Source organism: Massilia aerilata (genome assembly GCF_042656905.1).
Taxonomy (GTDB): domain Bacteria; phylum Pseudomonadota; class Gammaproteobacteria; order Burkholderiales; family Burkholderiaceae_D; genus Telluria; species Telluria aerilata.
In genome coordinates, this window is record NZ_JBHSMZ010000008.1 from 162,423 (window position 1) to 180,971 (window position 18,549).

Genomic DNA, 18,549 nt, shown 5'->3' on the forward strand with positions numbered 1-18,549 from the left:
GATTATTGAGAGAATCCTAATCACAAGAATTGGCCATTTCAACAACTTTGGGAAGTCAGGCGGGATGAGAGAAAACGTTTTGCTTGCCGGGAACGGGCAACAAAAAACCCCTGGGACGTGAGTCGCAGGGGTTGTCCGGGAGAGGTGAAACGCTTAATGGGCGCTCATCGCCCGCTCGATCTGGCCGTGCCAGGGTTCGGTGACGTCGCGCACGGCGCGGTCATTGGCCATGATCTGCTTGAGCAGGTCGATCTTGCGCAGGCGCTGGACGCCTTCCAGCGGCGGCACGCCCGATTTGGTGGCGCTCACCTGCAGGGACACCTGGGTTTCCAGCCGTGCCAAACCATCGAAGTCGCCATCCTGGGCAGCAACTGCCATCCGGCCGCTGAGGGCGGCGATATTTTCGTACATGGCGAGGACTTCGTTGGACGTCATGATGCACCAAGAGCAAGTTTTCCGGCCGAATTACCGGGTATCTAAGGTCCTTAACGGCCCTGATTTTTGAAACTTTAGGGTTGACGAAAGATTTTTTTAAAAATTTCTCGCAAACTCGAGTATTGAGATTTTGCACGTTTCTGAATTGATCCAGCGCAAAGAGCAGATGGACATAAAGCGTCCTGCTCCCCGGTTCGTGCAATCCAGCCCGGCTTTCTGCAGTCTGTCGCAAAGCTGCCATTCTTGCCCTTGGACTTGCTTATAGTGCAAGCTGGATCGGTGCGCCATAGCAGCGCCGACGAAAAACAAGATGAGAGAGAAAGGGAGACTGTCCATGAGACGATTCCAGGCGATCGGCGCTACCGCGCTCGCCCTTGCCGCCATTGGCGCCCATGCCGAGGCACCATATTCTTTTGACAAGACCCCGGGCAAGCTGCCCAAGGACGTCATCCCGGTCGAATACCAGGCCCACCTGGCGCCGGACATAGCCGCCAACACTTTCAGCGGCACGGAAACGGTCGAGATCGAAGTGCTCAAGGCTACCTCGACCATCATGCTGAACGCCGCCGCGCTGGAAATCGACAGCGCCGCGCTGTCCGGCAAGGGGATCAAGGAGCTCAAGCTGACGCCGGTGCTGGACGAGAAGCAGGAAACCCTGAGCTTTACCCTGCCGCAGCCGCTGGCGCCGGGCCGCTACCGCCTGGCGCTGGCCTTCCGCGGCAAGATCAACCGCGAAGGACGCGGCCTGTTCTATGTGAATTACCAGGCCGGGAAGGCGGACAAGAAGCTGATCGCCACCACCATGGAGCCGACCGATGCGCGGCGCATGCTGCCGACCTGGGACGAGCCGGCCTTCCGCGCCAGGTTCCGCCTGTCGGTCGACCTGCCGGCCGGCCTCAAGGCCTATTCCAACACCCCGGTCGACAAGCAGACCGGCATCGCCGGCGGCAAGCAGCGCATCAGCTTCAAGCCGACCCCGAAGATGCCGAGCTACCTGGTGGTGCTGGCCGCCGGCGAGTTCGAACGCATCAGCACCAAGCAGGACGGGGTCGAGATCGGCGTCGTCACCACCGAAGGCAAGAAGGAGAAGGGCGCGTTTGCCCTGGGCGCCAGCCGCGACCTGCTGCACTTCTATAACAATTACTTCGGCGTGCCTTACCCGCTGGCCAAGCTGGATCAGATCGCGATCCCGAACGGGTTCAATGGCGCGATGGAGAACTGGGGCGGCATCGTCTATAACGAAAACACCCTGCTCTACGATCCGAAGACCAGCCCGGAGTCTATCCGCCAGCTGACCTTCTCGGTCAATGCCCACGAGATGGCGCACCAGTGGTTCGGCAACCTGGTGACCATGGCCTGGTGGGACAACCTGTGGCTGAACGAAGGCTTCGCGTCCTGGATGGCGTCCAAGGCCACCGAGCACTTCCACCCGGAGTGGCGCCCCTACCTGGCCAACATCGGCGACCGCGAGCGCGTGATGAACCTGGACGCCCGCAAGACCACCCATCCGATCCAGACGCAGGTCGAGACCGAGGCGCAGGCCGCGGACGCCTTCGACGACATCACCTACGAAAAGGGCCAGGCCTTCCTGCGCATGCTCGAGGCCTATCTGGGCGAAGACGCCTTCCGCAAGGGCATCCGCGCCTATATGCAGAAGCACCAGTACTCGAATACCACCTCCGCCGACCTCTGGACGGCGCTCGAACGCGCCTCGGGCAAGCCGGTCGGCAAGCTGGCCTCGGACTGGACCACCCAGCCTGGTTTCCCGCTCATCAAGGTGGAGCAGGCCTGCGAGGACGGCAAGCGCAAGGTGACCCTCAGCCAGCAGCAGTTCCGCCTGGACGAGCCGGCCACGGACAATCGCCTGTGGAACGTGCCGCTGCAGGTCGGGACCGTCAACGGCAAGGCGATGACGACCCTGCTCGCCAATGCCAGTACCAGCGTGATGCTGCCCGGCTGCGAGGGCGCGCTGGTGGTCGATCCGCACAGCGTCGGCTACTTCCGCATCCAGTACGACCGCGCCACCTTCGACACCCTCGCCGGCCAGGCCGCGCGCCTGCCCGACGCCACCCGGCTCAAGCTGCTGAACGATACCTGGACCCAGGTCGCGGCCGGTCTGGTCCCGCTCGACGCCTGGCTGAAGCTGGCCGCGCAACTGCGCGACGAACCGCGCCTGGCGGTGTGGGAATCCATCATCGGCAACCTCAACTTCCTGGACAGCCTGGCGCGCGGCGAGCCGGAGCGGCCTCTGGTGCGGCGCTTCATCGCCGGCTTCGCCAGGCCGAAACTCGTGCAGCTGGGCTGGGACGAGAAGCCCGGCGAGGCCGTCGAAGACGCCCAGTTGCGCGCGCTGCTGGCCGGCGCCCTGGCCAGGTCCGGCGACGAGGAAGCGATCGCGCAGGCGCGCAGCCGCTTCCAGCGCTGGCTGGCCGACCCGGCGGCCGTTAGCCCGGCGATGATCGGCTTCGTCACCTCGGCCGCCGGCCGCTACGCCGACCAGCCGACCTTCGACGCCATCGCCCGGCGCATGCAGCAGACCCAGAACAACGAAGAGCGCTCGCGCCTGCTGGGCGCGCTGATCCAGGTGCAGGATCCGGCCCTGGCGGACAAGGTGCTGCGGATGGCGCTGTCGCCGAACACGCCGCCGACCCAGGTGGCCGGCATCGTGCAGGGCGTGGGCCGCTCCCACCTCGACCAGGCCTGGAACTTCGCCGTCGCCAACCGCGAGCAGCTGATGAAGTCCCAGGATTCGGTGGGCCGCAACCGCGCCTTCCCGGGCATCGTCGACGCCTCGTCGAGCGTCCAGGACGCCCAGCGCATGGAAGACTTCGTTCGCCAGAACTTCGAAGCCGATGCGCAGGTCGAAGCGCAACGGGTCGCCAGCGGCGTGCGCGTGCGCGCGGCCCAGAAGGCGCGCCTGCTGCCGCAAGTGCGCGAGGCGCTGAAATGAATGCCAGGTACTACAATAAGACGATCACTCACCAAGAAGGGAAATACATGAAGACAAGTTGGACTCCAGTAAAGACGGCCATCGTGCTGGCCCTGTGCGGCGCGGCCGTCGTTTCGATGCCGGGCCAGGCGCGGCAGGCCGCTGCGCCGAAGGCCGAAGCCGCCCAGGCGAATGCCGCGGTGAAGCCGGGCGACGATTTCTTCGCCTACGCCAATGGCGACTGGCTCGCGAAAACCGAGATCCCGGCCGACCGCAGCTCCTGGAGTTCGATGGGCGCGCTGGCCGAAGAGACCAACCAGCGCATCGTCAAGATGATCGAGGACCTCGCCGGCGACAAGAAGCTGAGCGGCGAAGGACGCAAGGTGTCGGACTACTTCCGTGCCTACATGAACGAATCCGCCATCGAAGGCAAGGGTGTCACGCCCCTGAAGCCGATGCTGGCGAAAATCGATGCGATCAAGGACAAGGCCGGCCTCACGCGCGCGCTGGGCGAATCGATCCGCGCCGACGTCGACCCGCTGAACAACACCGACTTCTTCACCGAGAACGTGTTCGGCCTGTGGGTCGCGCAAGGCCTGCACGACACTGGCCGCCACATGCCCTACATCCTGCAGGGCGGCCTGGGCATGCCGGACCGCGCCTACTACCTTGACAACAGCGAGCGCATGGCCGGGCTGCGCACCAAGTACCAGCAGCACATCGCGGCGATGCTGAAGATGGCCGGCTACAACGATGCCGAAGCGCGCGCCGCCAAGGTATTCGCGCTGGAAGTGGACATCGCGAATTCGCACGGCACCCGCGCCGATTCGGCCGACGTGCTGAAAGCGGACAATACCTGGACCGTGAAGGACTTCACGTCCAAGGCCCCGGGCATGGACTGGAACGCCTTCTTCAAGGCCGCGAAGCTCGGCGACCAGCAGAAATTCATCGTCTGGCATCCGTCGGCGGTGGTCGGCGAAGCCGCGCTGGTGAACAAGGTCGACCTGGCCACCTGGAAGGATTACCTGGCCTTCCACCGCATCAACCAGATGGCGAACGTGCTGCCGAAGGCCTTCGCCGACCAGCGCTTCGATTTCTACGGCAAGTCGCTGAGCGGCACGCCGCAGCAGTCGGTCCGCTGGAAGCGCGCGCTGGGCGCCACCAACGAGGCGATGGACGAGGCGGTCGGCAAGATCTACGTGGCCAAGTACTTCCCGGCCGAGAACAAGGCGCGCCTGCAGCAGATGGTGAACAATATCGTCGACGCCTTCGGCAAGCGCGTCGACAAGCTGGACTGGATGGCCCCGGCCACCCGCGCCCAGGCCAAGGAAAAGCTGAAGACCCTGTACGTGGGCGTCGGCTACCCGGACAAGTGGAAGTCGTATGAAGGCCTGAAGGTCGTGGCCGACGACGCCTTCGGCAATGCCGCGCGCGCCGACGAATTCCATACCGCACAGGAGATCGCCAAGCTGCACCGCAAGCCGGAGCGCACCGAATGGTCGATGCCGCCGCAACTGGTCAACGCCGTCAACCTGCCGCTGCAGAACGCGCTGAACTTCCCGGCCGCGATCCTGCAGCCGCCGTTCTTCGATCCGAAGGCTTCCGACGCCACCAACTACGGCGCGATCGGCGCCGTCATCGGCCATGAGATCAGCCACAGCTTCGACGACCAGGGCGCCCAGTTCGACGCCCAGGGCCGCCTGCGCGACTGGTGGACCAAGCAGGATGCGGAGCACTTCAAGACCGCGTCCGGCAAGCTGGTGGAGCAGTACAACGGCTACAAGCCTTTCCCGGACCTGGCCATCAACGGCCAGCTGACCCTGTCGGAAAACCTGGCCGACCTGGCCGGCCTGGCCGCGTCCTACGACGCATACAAGGCAGCCTCGGGCGCCAAGGCCAATGTGGAAGGCGACCGCCAGTTCTTCCTCGGCTTTGCGCACAGCTGGCGCAACAAGGCCCGCGAAGCCGCCGAGCGCCGCGGCATCCTGACCGACGGCCACGCGCCGGGCCAGTACCGCGCCGCCACCGTGCGCAACCTGGATGCCTGGTACAAGGCCTTCGACGTGCAGCCGGGCCAGAAGCTCTACCTGGCGCCGGAAGACCGTGTCCGCGTCTGGTAATTAGTTTGTAGAAGGTAACGGACACCTGCGGCGGGCATGCCGGGCCTAGAATCAATGGCCTGATGTTCTCATCGCAGGTGCTCCATGAAGCAGCATTATCTCGACCTCAAGCGGCGCATCCTGCGCGCACACCCCTATATGGAACAGGACGACTTCCGGGACATCGCCGAGCGCACCCTGCATCACTACGACGTCAACGCGCCGCGCTTCTTCGCGGGCACGATCGATCACGACGTCAGCCAGAACATCGCGGCCCTGCTCGATGCGATCGAGGCGGAAGCGCCGTTCACCATCCTCGACCTCGGCTGCGGCCCGGGACGTGACCTCAAGACCTTGCGCAGCATGGGCCACCGCGCCATCGGCCTGGACGGCAGCGCGCGCTTCGTGGAGATGGCCGCGCAATACAGCGGCTGCGAAGTCTGGCTGCAGAATTTCCTCGACCTCGATTTGCCGGATGAATTATTCGATGGCATCTACGCCAACGCCTCGCTGTTCCACGTCCCGCGCAGCCTGCTGCCGAAGGTGCTGAAAGAACTCTACGCGGCCCTGAAGCCGGGCGGCGTGCTGTTCAGCTCCAACCCGCGCGGCAATAACGAAGAGGGCTGGAACGGACCGCGCTGGGGCAGCTTTCACGATTATCCCGCTTGGGAAGCATTTGTGACCGAGGCCGGTTTCGAGCCGATGCATCACTACTACCGCCCGGCCGGTTTGCCGCGCGACCAGCAGCCCTGGCTGGCATCTGTATGGCGAAAGCTAATTTAAGTTTCGCCTAACAAAATTGATTCCGCTACGTTAACCGGCGAACAGAGTGCAGGCGGCAATGGGCACAAGATGAACCCATACCGCTCGACAAGCGAACGGTACGAACGGGATCTCGACACCGCCACCAATCTCGGCGGTCCACCGGATGGGATGCGCAGCGGGTCGAGGGTTCGTTAACCAACCGAAAGGAGGTGTCCATATGAACGAGGACCAGATCAAAGGCAAGGCCAAAGACATTGGCGGCAAGATTCAAGAAGGTGTCGGCAAAGCCATTGGCAGCAGCGAGCAGCAAGCCAAAGGCCTGAACAAGCAGGTCGAAGGCAAGGTGCAGGAAAAAGTCGGCGACGCTAAAGATATCGTCGGCAAGGGTAACCGCTGATCTGCGTTGCCTAAGCGTGTACCTCCCAAACAGCCGCCTCCGGGCGGCTGTTTCCATTTAGAATCCCGATCATGAACACTTTACAGAAGCGGATTCTCGCGGTCCTTGCGATCCTTGTTGCTGCCGGCGTGGCGGCCTACTGGTACTGGTCGCCCTGGCTGGCGATGCGCGAGCTGCGCGATGCCGCAGTGGCCGCCGATGCCGCGCGCTTTAACGAGCATGTCGATTTTCCGCGCGTGCGCGCGAGCCTGAAGAGCCAGTTCTCGGCGCGCATGCAGCGCGACCCGGCGGACGCCGGCAACAATCTCGGCAGCCTGCTGGCAGGTGTGCTGGTCGACAAACTGATCGACACGGCCGTGCGCCCGGAAACGATCATGTTTGCGATGCGCGAAGGGAAGTTCAAGATCGGGAACGGTCATGGCAGCGCCCCTGAAGACGGCCAGGACACCGGCGAGGCCAGGAAGACCGTCTGGCGGACCGAAAGGCAAGGCTTGAACACCATCCTCTTCCATGGCGAAAGGGAAGGCGGCGCCAGGGGCGACGCGATGGCGCTGGTCATGCAGCGCCAGGGTTTCGCCGACTGGAAGCTGACCGATATCCGGCTGCCGGATTAAGATTCCGGCCGCGTCGCCAGCGCCACGATCGCGGCGCCTGCTGCGACAATCAAGGCATCTTCGATCAGCCCGCTGCGCGTCTGGCCCATCCGCGCCATGGCCTTCTTGCGGGCGGCCAGCGTCAGGTAGGCAAGCGGTACGGCGGTGGCCACCGCGACCGCCGCTCCGGCCTTTTCCCGGCCCTTCGGCGCCAGCGCCGCACCGGCGATTCCTGCGCTCATCACGCGCGCCAGCAGGCCCAGGAAAACGGTGCGGTCGGGCGCCGTCTTCATCTTGTCGCCGAACAGTTCGCCGACTCCCATGGCGAGGGCGCCGTATTTGAACAAGGGGCGGTCCAGCAGGGCGAGTTCGCCCGGCGTATCGCGGTCGGCGAGGCGGGCCGTGGCAATGGTTGCCATGGGCGTCATCGAGCGCGCGCTGGCGACGGCGCCGATCAGGGCGGAAGGGAGCAGGGCGGGCGTGTTCATCGTCGTGTGGTCCTTTGCATGGGTTGGGAAGGGCCATGCTAGCCTTTATCCGGCGGGCGGCGCGCCGTCTTGCTCCTGAGATCGGTCGCCGAGGATGTCTTCCACGTACAGCATCTTCACCAGCAGCATCAGCGTGGCCGTCATCGGCGTCGCCAGCGCGATCCCGGCGAAGCCGAAGATGGTGCCGAAGATCAGTTGCATCACGATGATGACGGCCGGGGCGATCTGCACGGTATGGGAGTCGATCAGGGGCTGGATCACATAGCCGTGAATCATCTGGATGCCGAGGAATAGCAGCACCGTGTACAGCGCCAGGTGCGGATCGATCGACAGGGCGATCAATACCGCGGGCACGCCTGCCATGACGGGGCCGACGTAGGGGATGAAATCGAGCAATCCAGCGATGATGCCGAGGATGAGCGCCAGCGGCACGCCAAGCAGGCTCAGCCCGATCGTGGTGGCCACGCCGGCGATCAGCATCGAGACCGACGTGCCGAGCAGCCAGCGCCCCAGCGTGCCGCCGATCTCGCTCAGCACCTGGCGCGCGCGTTCGCGCCTGGATTGCGGCACCAGTTTGACGAAGCCGTCGATATAGCTGCGCGGCGCGATCGCGAAATAGATGCCGACAAACAGGATGATCGCGACGTTGCCGACCGCGCCCAGGGCGCCGCCAAAGAACAGGCCGGCGTTCGGCACCATCTGCTCAAGGTAGTGCATGAACTGTTTGGGCTGCGGCAGCTCACTCGCAAGGCGCTTGAGCAGGGGGTGCTTCTCGACCATCTGCTGCAGGCGCTGCAGCGAGGTGGGGATGTCCCTGGCGAGCTGGCTGGCCTGCTCCGACATCTGAGGCGCCATTGCCCAGCCGCCCAGGCCGATCACCAGCAGCAGCACGATCACCACGATGCCCAGGCCCAGCTTGCGGTTCAGGCCGAAGCGGCGGCACAGGATCGCACTCAGCTCGTACAACAGGATCGCGAACAGGACGCAGGCAAATACCAGCAGCAGCGCACTGGCCGCGAACCAGACGCCGGCCAGCAGCGCCAGGAACAGGACGGCGACGCCATCGACGATGGCGAAGCGGCGCAACAGGCGGCGATGTGTGGACGAGGGCTCGCTCATGACAAAAGACTAGCAGTGCGTGATATCGACCGTCGCGCGGCTGAGCTATGTGCGTGCGCTAACGGAGCCGCCGGTCAAGTTTTCTTATTATTGAGTCACTGATTAACGAAAGGAGAGCACCATGAACTCGAATCAAGTCGAAGGCAAACTGCAGGACATCGGCGGCAAGATCCAGGAAGAGGCCGGCAAGCTGGTCGGCAGCGAAGAGCAGCAAGTGAAAGGCCTGAAAAACCAGGTCGAAGGCAAGACCCAGGAGAAGCTGGGCGATGCGCAGGAAAAACTGCACGACGCTACCAAGTAATACCGTAGGGCGGGCACTCCGTGCCCACGAATGAAAACAGCCGCTCGAGAGCGGCTGTTTTTCGTTGTGCGCGTGGGCTCGGAGAGCCCACCCTACATTACTTCGGTTCCAGGTTCTTCTTGAAGAACGCCTCGATCATCCCATACACGTGGCGCTGGCCGGCGCGCGAGGAGATGCCGTGCTTGGCGCCCGGGTAGGTCATCAGCTCGAAACGCACGTTGCGGTTCACCAGGGCGTCGATCAGGCGCGTCGAGTTGGTGAACAGGACATTATCGTCGGCCATGCCGTGCACCAGCAGCAGCGGCGACTTCAGGCCGTCCAGGTGGGCGAACACGCCACTCTGCTTGTAGGCTTCCGGATTCGACTTCGGCGTCGCGCCGACGAACTGCTCGGTGTAGTGGGTGTCGTACAGCGACCAGTCGGTCACCGGCGCCACCGACACGCCCATTGCGATCTTATCCGAGCCGGCTTCCAGCAGGCGCAGGGTCATGTAGCCGCCGTAGCTCCAGCCGAACACGCCGACGCGCTTCGGATCGACGAACTTCTGCTTGGCCAGCCAGTCGACGCCGGTCAGCTGGTCTTCGACTTCGTGCTTGCCGAGTTCGCCGTAGATGACGTCGGTGAAGGCGCGCTCGCGGCGCGAGGAGCCGCGGTTATCCAGCGTGAACACGACGAAGCCCTGCTGCGCCATGTATTGCTTGAACAAATTGCCCCAGCCGCGGGTGACCTGCTGCGAGTGCGGGCCGCCGTAGACGAACAGGAACACCGGATAGCGCTTGGCCGGGTTGAAATTGGCCGGCTTGATCATCGAGTAGTACAAGGTCTGGCCGTCGTGCGCCTTGATGTTGCCGAATTCGGTCGGCAGGTGGTTGGCCATGTACTTGGCGTACGGGTGGTCCTTGTTCAGCTCGTTATGCTCGAGCCACTCGACCATGGAGCCGTCGGCATTGCGGATCGACACTTGCGGCGGGGTCTTCGGATCGGAGAAGGTGTCCACGAAGATCTTGCCGTTGCGCGCGAACGCAGAGCTGTGCATGCCATCGGTCTTGGTGATGCGCACTGGCTTGTCGGCATTGCTGCCGTCCAGGTTCAGCGCGTAGGTCTGCTTGTCGATCACCGCATCCTTGTTCGAGCCGATGTAGACCTTGCCTGCGTCTTCGTCGACGGCCAGGATTTCATCGACGCCCCAGTCGCCCTTCGTCAGCGGATACAGTTCCTTGCCGTTCAGGTCGAACAGGTAGAGGTGGTTGCGGCCGGTGCGCTCCGAAGCCCAGATGAAGGCCGGACGGTTCTTCAGGAACTTCAGGTCATCGTGGATGCTGACCCAGGTCTTCGAGGTTTCGGTCAGCAGGGTGCGCTGGGCCAGGCTGGCGGCGTCGACGGCGATCAGGTCGAGGCGCTTCTGGTCGCGCGATTGGCGCTGGTAGACCAGGGTCTTGCCGTCCGCGCTCCAGTCGGCGCGCACCAGGTAGATGTCTTTCTCGGCGCCGAGGTCGACCTTCTTCTGCGCGCCCGAGGCCGGATCGACGATCATCAGGTCGACCAGCACGTTCGGATCGCCGGCGGCCGGGTAGCGCTGGTCGATGACTTCGGTGCGGTCAGCAAAGATCTCGAAGCGGCGCGCGACCGGCACCGGGGCTTCATCGTAGCGCTTGTAGGCGATCGCGGAATCGTCCGGCGCCCAGTAGTAACCGGTGCGCTGGCCCATTTCTTCCTGGGCGACAAATTCGGCTTCGCCGTTGTGGATGGTGCCCTTGCCATCGGTGGTCAGCTGGTGTTCCTTGCCGGTCGACAAGTCGATCACGACCAGGTTCTGGTCGCGCACGAAGGAAACGTAGCGGCCTTTCGGCGAGATCTTCGGATCGCCCACGTTACCCGAGGCAACCTTGCGCGCGTTGTCCGGATTGGCGACGTCGACCAGATAGAGGTCGCCGGCGATCGGCACCAGGATCTGCTTGCCGCTCGGCGCCCAGCTGTAGCTGATGATGCCCGACAGGCTGGCGGTACGCGCGCGTTCGCGGCGTGCCTTTTCTTCCAGCGACAGGTTCTCGGTGGGGACCAGCTTCTTGGAGTCGACCAGGCGGTGCGTGGTCTTGTCCTTCATGTTGTATTCCCACAGGTCCAGCTGGAACTGGTTGTCGGCGCGGCCGCGCAGGAAGGTGACGCGTTCGCCGTCGGGCGACACGCGCACGTTACGAACGCCTGGGCCGGACAAGGCCGGGTCGGCGTAGATGCGGTCCAGGGTCAGGCGTTCCGCGGATGCGGGAACCGCCGCCAGGGCGGCAACAAGGGCAAGGATGAGGCGCATGGATTGTCTCGCGGGGAAAAGATTAATTATGTGCAACGGGCGAGACGATACCAGAGTCAGGAGCGAAAAGCTGTAATTACTGCGTGCATTGGCTGGCCGGATGCTCAGCTGGAGAAGGTGTTGCGGGCGGCATTTCTCCGGGCGAGCAGCACGCCGAGCATGAGCACAGGCACCTTCAGAAGGGAAGCGACCGCCAGCACGCCGATATCGGGCATCTGCATCCCCCTGAACAGGAGGCTCATGAGGAGATGAACGACGGGGCTTGCAGGCAGGCAGAGCAGGTAAGGCAGGGCTGAGCGTGGAATGAGGGCGCCCAGGGCATAGCCGGTCAGGATCGCGGCCAGAATTGGCAACATGGAGGGTCTCCTCTCTTGAAAAGGCAAGGATAGCGCCTGTATTTGCCCGGCTATGCGCGCTGCATCAAATGGATGGGATTCAGCGCGCCGCCGCTTCTTGCACGCGTTGCTTCGACAGCTTGTCGAGCGACCACGCCAGCAGCACCGCCGCCACGGTCAGCCCGAGAATCAGCCCGATCCAGAAGCCGGTCGCCTGCATCGGCGCGCTCGGCCCCCACGGGAACCAGGCCGGCGCCCAGCCGAGGATCCAGCCGACCGGCAGGGCTACGCCCCAGAAGGCGATCATCTGGATCACCATCGGCGAGCGCGTGACTTTATAACCGCGGATTGCCGACGCCGCCGCAACCTGGGTCGAATCGGACAGCTGGAAGATGGCGGCCAGCAGCAGCAGGGTGGCGCAGGTGGACTGCACCGCCGGGTCCGAGCTGTACATGGCGGCGATCTGCCAGCGGAACAGGGCGATGCCCAGCGCCGACAAGGCGCCAAAGGACACGCACATGCCGGTGCCGATCCAGGCCACGGAACGCGCCTTGACGGGATTGCCTTCGCCCATAGCCTGGCCGACCCGGGTCAGCGCGCCGATCGAAAAGCTCAGCGGCACCATGAACACCAGCGAGATGAAATTCAGCGCCACCTGGTGCGCCGACACCTGCACCACGCCGAAGCGCGCCACCAGCAGGCTGACCACGCCGAAGGCGCTGACCTCGGCAAAGTGGGTCACGCCGATCGGCAGGCCGAGGCGCAGCATGCTGCCGATCTCGCTCCAGTTCGGGCCTTCCCAGCGCGTAAACGGATAGGTCGTGCGGTAGACGCTGGAGACCTTGATCCAGCCGACCATCGCCGCCAGCATCAGCCAGAGGCCGGAGGCGGTCGACACCGCGCAGCCCAGCGCGCCCAGCTTGGGAAAGCCGAAGCTGCCGAAGATGAACAGCGAGTTGACGGCGATGTTGTACAGCAGGCCGAGGATGGCGATGACCATGATCGGCTTGGTCTGGTTGATGCTGGTGGTGTAGCCGTACAGCGCGCGGTAGCAGGCGAAGGCCGGCATGCCCAGGCTGATGATGTGCAGGAAGGCCTTGGCGCGGTCGGCCACGGCTTGCTCGAGGCCGATGTGGTCGAACAGCAGGGCGCACAGGTTGGCGGCGATGCAGCCGGCGATGCCGACGAGCGCGCCCATCCACAGCGATTCGCGCACCGAGTGCGAGATCTTGTCGAAGCGGCCGGCGCCCATCTCGTGCGCGACCACCGAATTCACTGCCATCATGATGCCCATCACGGTCACGAGGATGATGGACCAGACCGAGGTCCCGAGCGACACGGCGGCCAGCTCGGCGGCGCTGACGTGGCCGGTCATCGCCACGTCCGCCACGCCCATGCCGACGGTGGCGAGCTGGCCGACCAGCATCGGCCAGGATAGGCGCCACAAGGTCGCGAGCTCGGTGCGGATGGGAGGAGCGGAATGCGTGGCGGTAAGTGTCGAAGTCATGGCGCGGGGTCCGGATGGGAGCCCGCCATTTTACCCGGACTCAACGCAGCCCAGTCTCCTTTGCCGGCACCGTTTTCAGGAAGGCATACAAGGCCCGCGCATCGGTATCGTTGATCTGCTTCAGCGAAGCGAAAGGCATGACGGCGATCGGCTTGCCGTCGGGCCGGTGCCCGGAGCGCAGCATGGCGATGAAGGCGTCCGGCGTCGGGTAGCGCGCCATGGCGCTACCCTTGCCCGGCGTCAGGTTGGCGGCCGCGGGCCAGGCCGGCGGGCTGCCGGGGATCCTGCCGCCGCTCAGGGTGGCGCCGTGGCAGCCGATGCAGGCATTGGCCATGTAGGCGCCGTGTTCGACGGTGACGGCGGCGGCGACCGGCCGCGCCGGCGCCAGCGTGTGGTCGATCTTCTCGGACGCGTCCTTGATGAGCCCGAAGGCGTACATGGCCTTGACCGGCGTCGGCAGCGCGATCACGGCCTGCCTGCCGGCCACCGGCGGCAATTGCTGCACGTAGGCGATCAGGGCCGCGGTGTCCTCGTCGGTGAGGCGGGCGTAGTCTTCGCTGGGCATGACCATGAGCGGCCGGCCGTCGGGCTTGATGCCGTGGCGGATGGTGCGCACCCAGTCGATGACCTGGTACCTGGCCGTCGTCCCCTTGGGCCCGGCCGTGATGTTGGGCGCGACGACCAGCATGCCGCCATCCTGGATCACGGTCTTGCCGGCGCCATCCGCGCCGTGGCACTCCGCGCAGCCGCGCGTGCTGTACAGGTAGCGTCCGTGCTCGACGCGGCCTGTGTCTGGCGCGACAGCGAGCGCCGGCACCTGGATGGCGACGGTGCGCACCATTTTCTTTTCGCCGATCGACTTGCCGAGTACGGCCGCGGCGACACCGCACAGTGCCAGTGCGCCGAGCGCGATGCTGGTCCGTTTGACCCATTTATTCATTATCGTCTCCCGTAAAGACATCCCATTGCCAATTTAGCATTGCGCAGCGCTTATGCCTAGCTGGTCGGATGTCGGGACCCATGCCTTACCCATTCTGGGCAAAACGATGAGCCGGGGGATGTGCGGGATCAGAACTTGTACGCGTCGTGCATGGGTAGTTGAACTATCAACTTCCGCCCATAGATAAAGGATAATTAATCGCATCCCTCATCCAGGAGCAGGCTCGTGGAATACAAGGACTACTACCAGACGCTCGGCGTCGAACGGACCGCGTCCGCCGACGACATCAAGAAGGCTTACCGCAAGCTGGTCCGGCAATACCACCCGGACGTCAGCAAGCACAAGGACGCGACCGAGAAGACCAAGGAAATCAACGAGGCCTACGATGTCCTGGGCGACGCCGAAAAGCGCGCCGCCTACGACGGACTCGGCCAGGGACGGCGCCACGGCCAGGACTTCCAGCCACCGCCCGACTGGGGCCAGCAGTACGATTTCGGCGGCGGCGGCGGCGGCGGTAGCGCCGAGGACATCTTCGCCGACCTGTTCGCCCACATGGGACGTGGCCGCGGCCAGCGCGCCGGCGGCATGGGCGGCATGGGCGGCGGCGGCTTCCAGATGCGCGGCGAGGACATCCACGCCGCCATCGCCATCGACCTGCGCGACGCCTACCAGGGCGCCACGCGTACCATCAGCCTGCGCGCGGGCCAGAAGGAAAAGACGCTGAGCGTGAATATCCCGAAAGGCGTCACGCCGGGCCAGCAGCTGCGTCTGAGCGGCCAGGGCCATCCGGGGATGGGCGGCGCCGCGGCGGGGGACCTGTACCTGGAGATCCAGTTCAACCAGGATGCGCGCTACCGCGTCGAGGGCGCCAGCGTCTACCAGAACGTGCCGGTGACGCCGTGGGAAGCGGCGCTCGGCGCCGGCATCTCGGTGCCGACGCCCTCCGGCGCGGTCGAGGTGACGGTGCCGGCGGGCTCGCAGAGCGGCCGCAAGCTGCGCCTGAAGGGCAGGGGGATTCCGTCGTCGCAGCCCGGCGACCTGTACCTGATCCTCGAGGTGGTGCTGCCGCCGGCCACCAGCGAGCGGGCGCGTGAACTGTACGAGCAGATGGCGCGCGAACTCGCTTTCAACCCACGCGAACGCATAGGAGCCTGACGATGCAAGAGATGACGATCGTGAGCGGCGTGCTGCTGGATGACGCCGCGCTGACCCTCGAGGAACTGGCGCGCGCCTGCGGCGTGGAACAGGATTGGGTGGTGCGGCGGGTGCAGGCGGGCATCCTCGGCGGCCAGCCGGCGGTGCAGGTGACGTCCTGGCGCTTCCGCAGCGGCGACCTGCTGCGCGCCCGCAGCCTGCTGCGCGTGGAGCGCGACTTCGACGCCAACGAGGACGTGGCCGCGCTGGTGGTCGATCTCGGCGACGAGGTGCGCCGCCTGCGCGCGCGCCTGCACGCGCTGGGCATCGAATAGCTGCCGGCAGGCACGCGCGCGCCGCCCTGTCGCGGGCAAAACTAGAATCGATCCTCCGACCACAAGGAGGTGCTATGCAACAGAATTCGCAACAGAGCGCGGGCCGCGCCTTGCAGGGCAAGCGCGTGGCCATCCTGATGACGGATGGCGTCGAACAGATCGAGTACACCGGGCCGCGCGGCTTCCTCGAGGAGCAGGGCGCGCAGGTGACGCTGGTCTCGCCCAAGCCGGCCGGCGAGGAAATCCAGGGCTTCAATCACATGGACCTCGGCGACAAGTTCAAGGTCGAGATGAACGTGCGCGATGCACGCCCGGCCGACTTCGATGCGCTGGTGCTGCCGGGCGGCGTGGCCAACCCGGACCAGCTGCGCCTGTCGACGGAGGCAATCGGCTTCATCCACGAATTCGGCCTCGGGAACAAGCCCATCGCCGCGATCTGCCACGGTCCCTGGACCCTGATCGACGCCGAGCTCGTCGCCGGCAGGCGCGTGACCAGCTGGCCGACCCTGCAGACCGACCTGCGGAACGCCGGCGCCGAGTGGAGCGACGAGCAGGTGGTCGTCGACGGCAAGCTCGTCACCAGCCGCAAACCGGACGACATCCCGGCCTTCAACCAGGCCATCCTGCAGCAACTGGGGGCGATGCAATGATGGAACAGGTTTCAGGCAAGCCCTTGCAGGGCAAGCGCGTCGCCATGTTGATGACGGATGGCGTCGAGCAGATCGAGTACACCAGCCCGCGGTCCTACCTGGAAGAGCGCGGCGCCACCGTGGTGCTGCTGTCGCCGAAGGACGCCGGCGAGGAAGTGCAGGGCTTCAATCACATGCAGCCGGGCGACAGGTTCCGGGTCGAGATGAACGTGCGCGATGCGAACCCGAGCGACTTCGATGCGCTGGTGCTGCCGGGCGGCGTGGCGAATCCGGACAATTTGCGCATGAGTCGCGAGGCCATCGATTTCATTCGCGGCTTCGATGTCGAGGACAAGCCGGTCGGTGCGATCTGTCATGGCCCTTGGACCCTGATCGATGCGGGTATTGCTGCCGCCAAGCATTTGACCAGCTGGCCTAGTTTGAAACGGGATCTCGTAAATGCCGGGGCTGAGTGGACCGATGATGAGGTGGTGGTCGATGCGCGGCTTGTTACCAGTCGCAAGCCGGATGATTTGCCGGCTTTTAATGATGCGTTAGTGAAGGCGTTGACGATGGCGGCGGCGGGGGCGGATACCGGACCTTCGTCTTGAAGACTGTTGCGGCTTTACTGCACAGTCGCTGCGCGACTGCTTAGTTGGACGAATCGGGGGGATTGGCGCCTGCCGGCGCCAATCCGCTCCGCCGGCTCGTCGCGATGCGACGAGAAACCCCGGCTCCGCCCCTCGTCCGTGCCGGACGCGGATTCGATTCCTCGTTTCAAGCAAGTATTCAAAACAAAGGCCCCGTCAGCTTGCGCCGACGGGGCCTTTATTTTGAATACTGGTGGAGGCGGAGGGAGTCTCCAACCTCCACCACCTGTTCCGTTAACTCTTTGATTCTGTTGAGTGTCGGTCCCGGCGTGGCGCTAAAAACGCACCCCACTTGGAGTGCTAGGTTGGGATTCTACCTGGGTGCCGACGCCGACGCTACGAGCACCTGAAGGTCGACTACGTGCGCCTGTACGGCTGCGCTTCGCGACCGCCAGTGCTGCCGTCGGACAGGCTTGCGCAACATCCCTATTGCATATTAATTTCCACGCCATTCGCGAGCGTTTCAAATTTAGCCGCCTCGCTTTCTCCCACGCTCTTTCCAACAGAACTCATTGCAGTGATCCACTGCGCCACCATTACCTTCGCTTCATTCTGCTGCTGAGCGGTTTTAAAGGAAGCAATAAATCCTTTGGTTCGAGGTAGCAAAAGTTCTTTCGATTTCTCGATACACAGAACATGATATTCGGGCGTTTCTTGGAGCTTTGTTGGGGGTATGCCGCGCGCGTCTTTCCCTTCCGCCGCTTCGAGTCGCGCCATTGATTCATCAGCTTGGCGCCCAGTCTCATACGCGTACTGATTCATACGTCTTAGTTCGACGAATTGACGGTATTTGGAATTGCAAAGACTTATAGTATTTTTCGCGTCCGAAATGAAGTCCGTTTGCATTTGTCGCTTAGGTAGAGATTTGTCTGCGCATTGAGCGCTTATTGCGCAGATGCTCAATAGAGCCGCGAGGCCAAGTTCGGCGCTTTTCTTGTACATGTTCTCTTTCGCTAATGTTAAGGAAGATCGTTTGCTGTGTCGGGTGAACGGGCCGTTGAAACTATAAGGTTTAGCGTTCCGTAGCCCAAAGTTGATGAACGCTACCCCATCCCGGTAGTCGAAAAAACCTAAGATATTCACTTTTTCACGCGTGGTCACTGGCGCTGGCGTTAGTCACTAGTGACTTACTGGGTAAGGCGACAAGGAAAGCGGGGTAATCCGCTTTCCTTGTTGTCCTACTTGGTGGTGTTACTGGATGAGGTAGCAGTCTCCGGTGCCGTAGTAAGTCGAGATGGCGATTGTCGGTACGCCTCCGACGTAGCCGGCGTGTGTGATCGCGAAGCCGCTGGCGGTGGACTGTGTGATGGTCATTACTTCCAAAAGGTCAGCCATTTGTTCAAACTGTCACATGCCGCATGTTTACGTTTGTTCCTTTACGATTATTTGGTTGTATGTTGGAAAACTGATAATACGGTTCGCGGGACAGTGTCGTCAAGCAAGTGCTTAAAAATGTGGCAAAATGGTCAGCGCGCAGCCAGCATGTTCTCTGCACAAAAAATAGGCAGCACAGAGGCGATCCGGGCGTGGTGATTGTCTGGTGCGAGAGGTTGAGTCACGCATGTTAGTAGTAGAACTTACTATC

18 protein-coding genes are annotated in these 18,549 nt (G+C 63.7%); 10 read left to right on the forward strand and 8 right to left on the reverse strand.

The window, feature by feature from the left end; translation table 11 throughout:
- Positions 1–153: 153 nt before the first annotated feature.
- Positions 154–435 (reverse strand): flagellar protein FliT, encoded by a 282-nt coding sequence (locus ACFPO9_RS13365; RefSeq protein ID WP_379771552.1) that lies wholly within the window; start codon positions 433–435, stop codon positions 154–156.
- A 334-nt stretch (positions 436–769) separates the two neighbouring features.
- Between ACFPO9_RS13365 and ACFPO9_RS13370 the strand changes: the two genes are divergently transcribed.
- The 5 genes from ACFPO9_RS13370 to ACFPO9_RS13390 all read left to right on the forward strand — a co-directional run bounded on the left by ACFPO9_RS13370 (position 770) and on the right by ACFPO9_RS13390 (position 7,239).
- Complete coding sequence (locus ACFPO9_RS13370; RefSeq protein WP_379771553.1) at positions 770–3,385, forward strand: M1 family metallopeptidase; 2,616 nt, start codon at positions 770–772, stop codon at positions 3,383–3,385.
- 47 nt (positions 3,386–3,432) lie between these two features.
- Positions 3,433–5,484: a M13 family metallopeptidase gene (locus tag ACFPO9_RS13375; RefSeq protein ID WP_379771555.1), complete on the forward strand. Its 2,052-nt coding sequence runs from the start codon at positions 3,433–3,435 to the stop codon at positions 5,482–5,484.
- A 138-nt stretch (positions 5,485–5,622) separates the two neighbouring features.
- Positions 5,623–6,246: a class I SAM-dependent methyltransferase gene (locus ACFPO9_RS13380; RefSeq protein WP_379771686.1), complete on the forward strand. Its 624-nt coding sequence runs from the start codon at positions 5,623–5,625 to the stop codon at positions 6,244–6,246.
- 199 nt (positions 6,247–6,445) lie between these two features.
- Positions 6,446–6,625 carry a CsbD family protein gene (locus ACFPO9_RS13385; protein WP_379771556.1) on the forward strand — a complete coding sequence of 60 codons (180 nt, stop codon included), beginning with the start codon at positions 6,446–6,448 and terminating at the stop codon, positions 6,623–6,625.
- Positions 6,626–6,696: 71 nt separating this feature from the next.
- Positions 6,697–7,239 (forward strand): DUF2939 domain-containing protein, encoded by a 543-nt coding sequence (locus ACFPO9_RS13390; RefSeq protein WP_379771557.1) that lies wholly within the window; start codon positions 6,697–6,699, stop codon positions 7,237–7,239.
- Here the strand turns inward: ACFPO9_RS13390 and ACFPO9_RS13395 are convergent.
- Positions 7,236–7,706, reverse strand: coding sequence for a hypothetical protein (locus ACFPO9_RS13395; RefSeq protein WP_379771558.1), 471 nt, complete (start codon positions 7,704–7,706; stop codon positions 7,236–7,238). The genes ACFPO9_RS13390 and ACFPO9_RS13395 overlap by 4 nt on opposite strands.
- A 45-nt stretch (positions 7,707–7,751) precedes the next feature.
- Entirely contained in the window at positions 7,752–8,825 is a 1,074-nt protein-coding gene (locus tag ACFPO9_RS13400) for an AI-2E family transporter (protein WP_379771559.1), read from the reverse strand.
- Positions 8,826–8,946: 121 nt separating this feature from the next.
- Between ACFPO9_RS13400 and ACFPO9_RS13405 the strand changes: the two genes are divergently transcribed.
- Positions 8,947–9,126 (forward strand): CsbD family protein, encoded by a 180-nt coding sequence (locus ACFPO9_RS13405; RefSeq protein WP_379771560.1) that lies wholly within the window; start codon positions 8,947–8,949, stop codon positions 9,124–9,126.
- Positions 9,127–9,223: 97 nt separating this feature from the next.
- Here the strand turns inward: ACFPO9_RS13405 and ACFPO9_RS13410 are convergent, their stop codons facing one another.
- From ACFPO9_RS13410 to ACFPO9_RS13425, 4 genes are all read right to left on the reverse strand, one after another.
- The gene (locus tag ACFPO9_RS13410; protein WP_379771562.1) at positions 9,224–11,434 is read right to left on the reverse strand and encodes a S9 family peptidase; all 2,211 of its coding nucleotides are present in this window, start codon (positions 11,432–11,434) and stop codon (positions 9,224–9,226) included.
- A gap of 104 nt (positions 11,435–11,538) precedes the next feature.
- The gene (locus ACFPO9_RS13415; protein ID WP_379771563.1) at positions 11,539–11,790 is read right to left on the reverse strand and encodes a hypothetical protein; all 252 of its coding nucleotides are present in this window, start codon (positions 11,788–11,790) and stop codon (positions 11,539–11,541) included.
- A gap of 79 nt (positions 11,791–11,869) precedes the next feature.
- Positions 11,870–13,276, reverse strand: coding sequence for an MATE family efflux transporter (locus ACFPO9_RS13420; protein WP_379771564.1), 1,407 nt, complete (start codon positions 13,274–13,276; stop codon positions 11,870–11,872).
- A 40-nt stretch (positions 13,277–13,316) separates the two neighbouring features.
- Positions 13,317–14,216, reverse strand: a complete 900-nt coding sequence (locus ACFPO9_RS13425) for a c-type cytochrome (RefSeq protein ID WP_379771566.1) — start codon at positions 14,214–14,216, stop codon at positions 13,317–13,319.
- A 225-nt stretch (positions 14,217–14,441) separates the two neighbouring features.
- On the opposite strand from ACFPO9_RS13425, the gene ACFPO9_RS13430 reads away from it, so the two are divergent.
- From ACFPO9_RS13430 to ACFPO9_RS13445, 4 genes are all read left to right on the forward strand, one after another.
- Positions 14,442–15,371, forward strand: a complete 930-nt coding sequence (locus ACFPO9_RS13430) for a DnaJ C-terminal domain-containing protein (protein WP_379771567.1) — start codon at positions 14,442–14,444, stop codon at positions 15,369–15,371.
- A 2-nt stretch (positions 15,372–15,373) separates the two neighbouring features.
- The gene (locus ACFPO9_RS13435) at positions 15,374–15,685 is read left to right on the forward strand and encodes a chaperone modulator CbpM (protein WP_230027565.1); all 312 of its coding nucleotides are present in this window, start codon (positions 15,374–15,376) and stop codon (positions 15,683–15,685) included.
- 74 nt (positions 15,686–15,759) lie between these two features.
- The gene (locus ACFPO9_RS13440; RefSeq protein WP_379771568.1) at positions 15,760–16,335 is read left to right on the forward strand and encodes a type 1 glutamine amidotransferase domain-containing protein; all 576 of its coding nucleotides are present in this window, start codon (positions 15,760–15,762) and stop codon (positions 16,333–16,335) included.
- Complete coding sequence (locus tag ACFPO9_RS13445; protein WP_379771570.1) at positions 16,332–16,925, forward strand: type 1 glutamine amidotransferase domain-containing protein; 594 nt, start codon at positions 16,332–16,334, stop codon at positions 16,923–16,925. The genes ACFPO9_RS13440 and ACFPO9_RS13445 overlap by 4 nt, the downstream gene beginning before the upstream one ends.
- Positions 16,926–17,390: 465 nt before the next feature.
- On the opposite strand, the gene ACFPO9_RS13450 is transcribed toward ACFPO9_RS13445, so the two are convergent.
- Entirely contained in the window at positions 17,391–18,065 is a 675-nt protein-coding gene (locus tag ACFPO9_RS13450) for a hypothetical protein (protein ID WP_379771571.1), read from the reverse strand.
- Between the last annotated feature and the right edge of the window lie 484 nt (positions 18,066–18,549).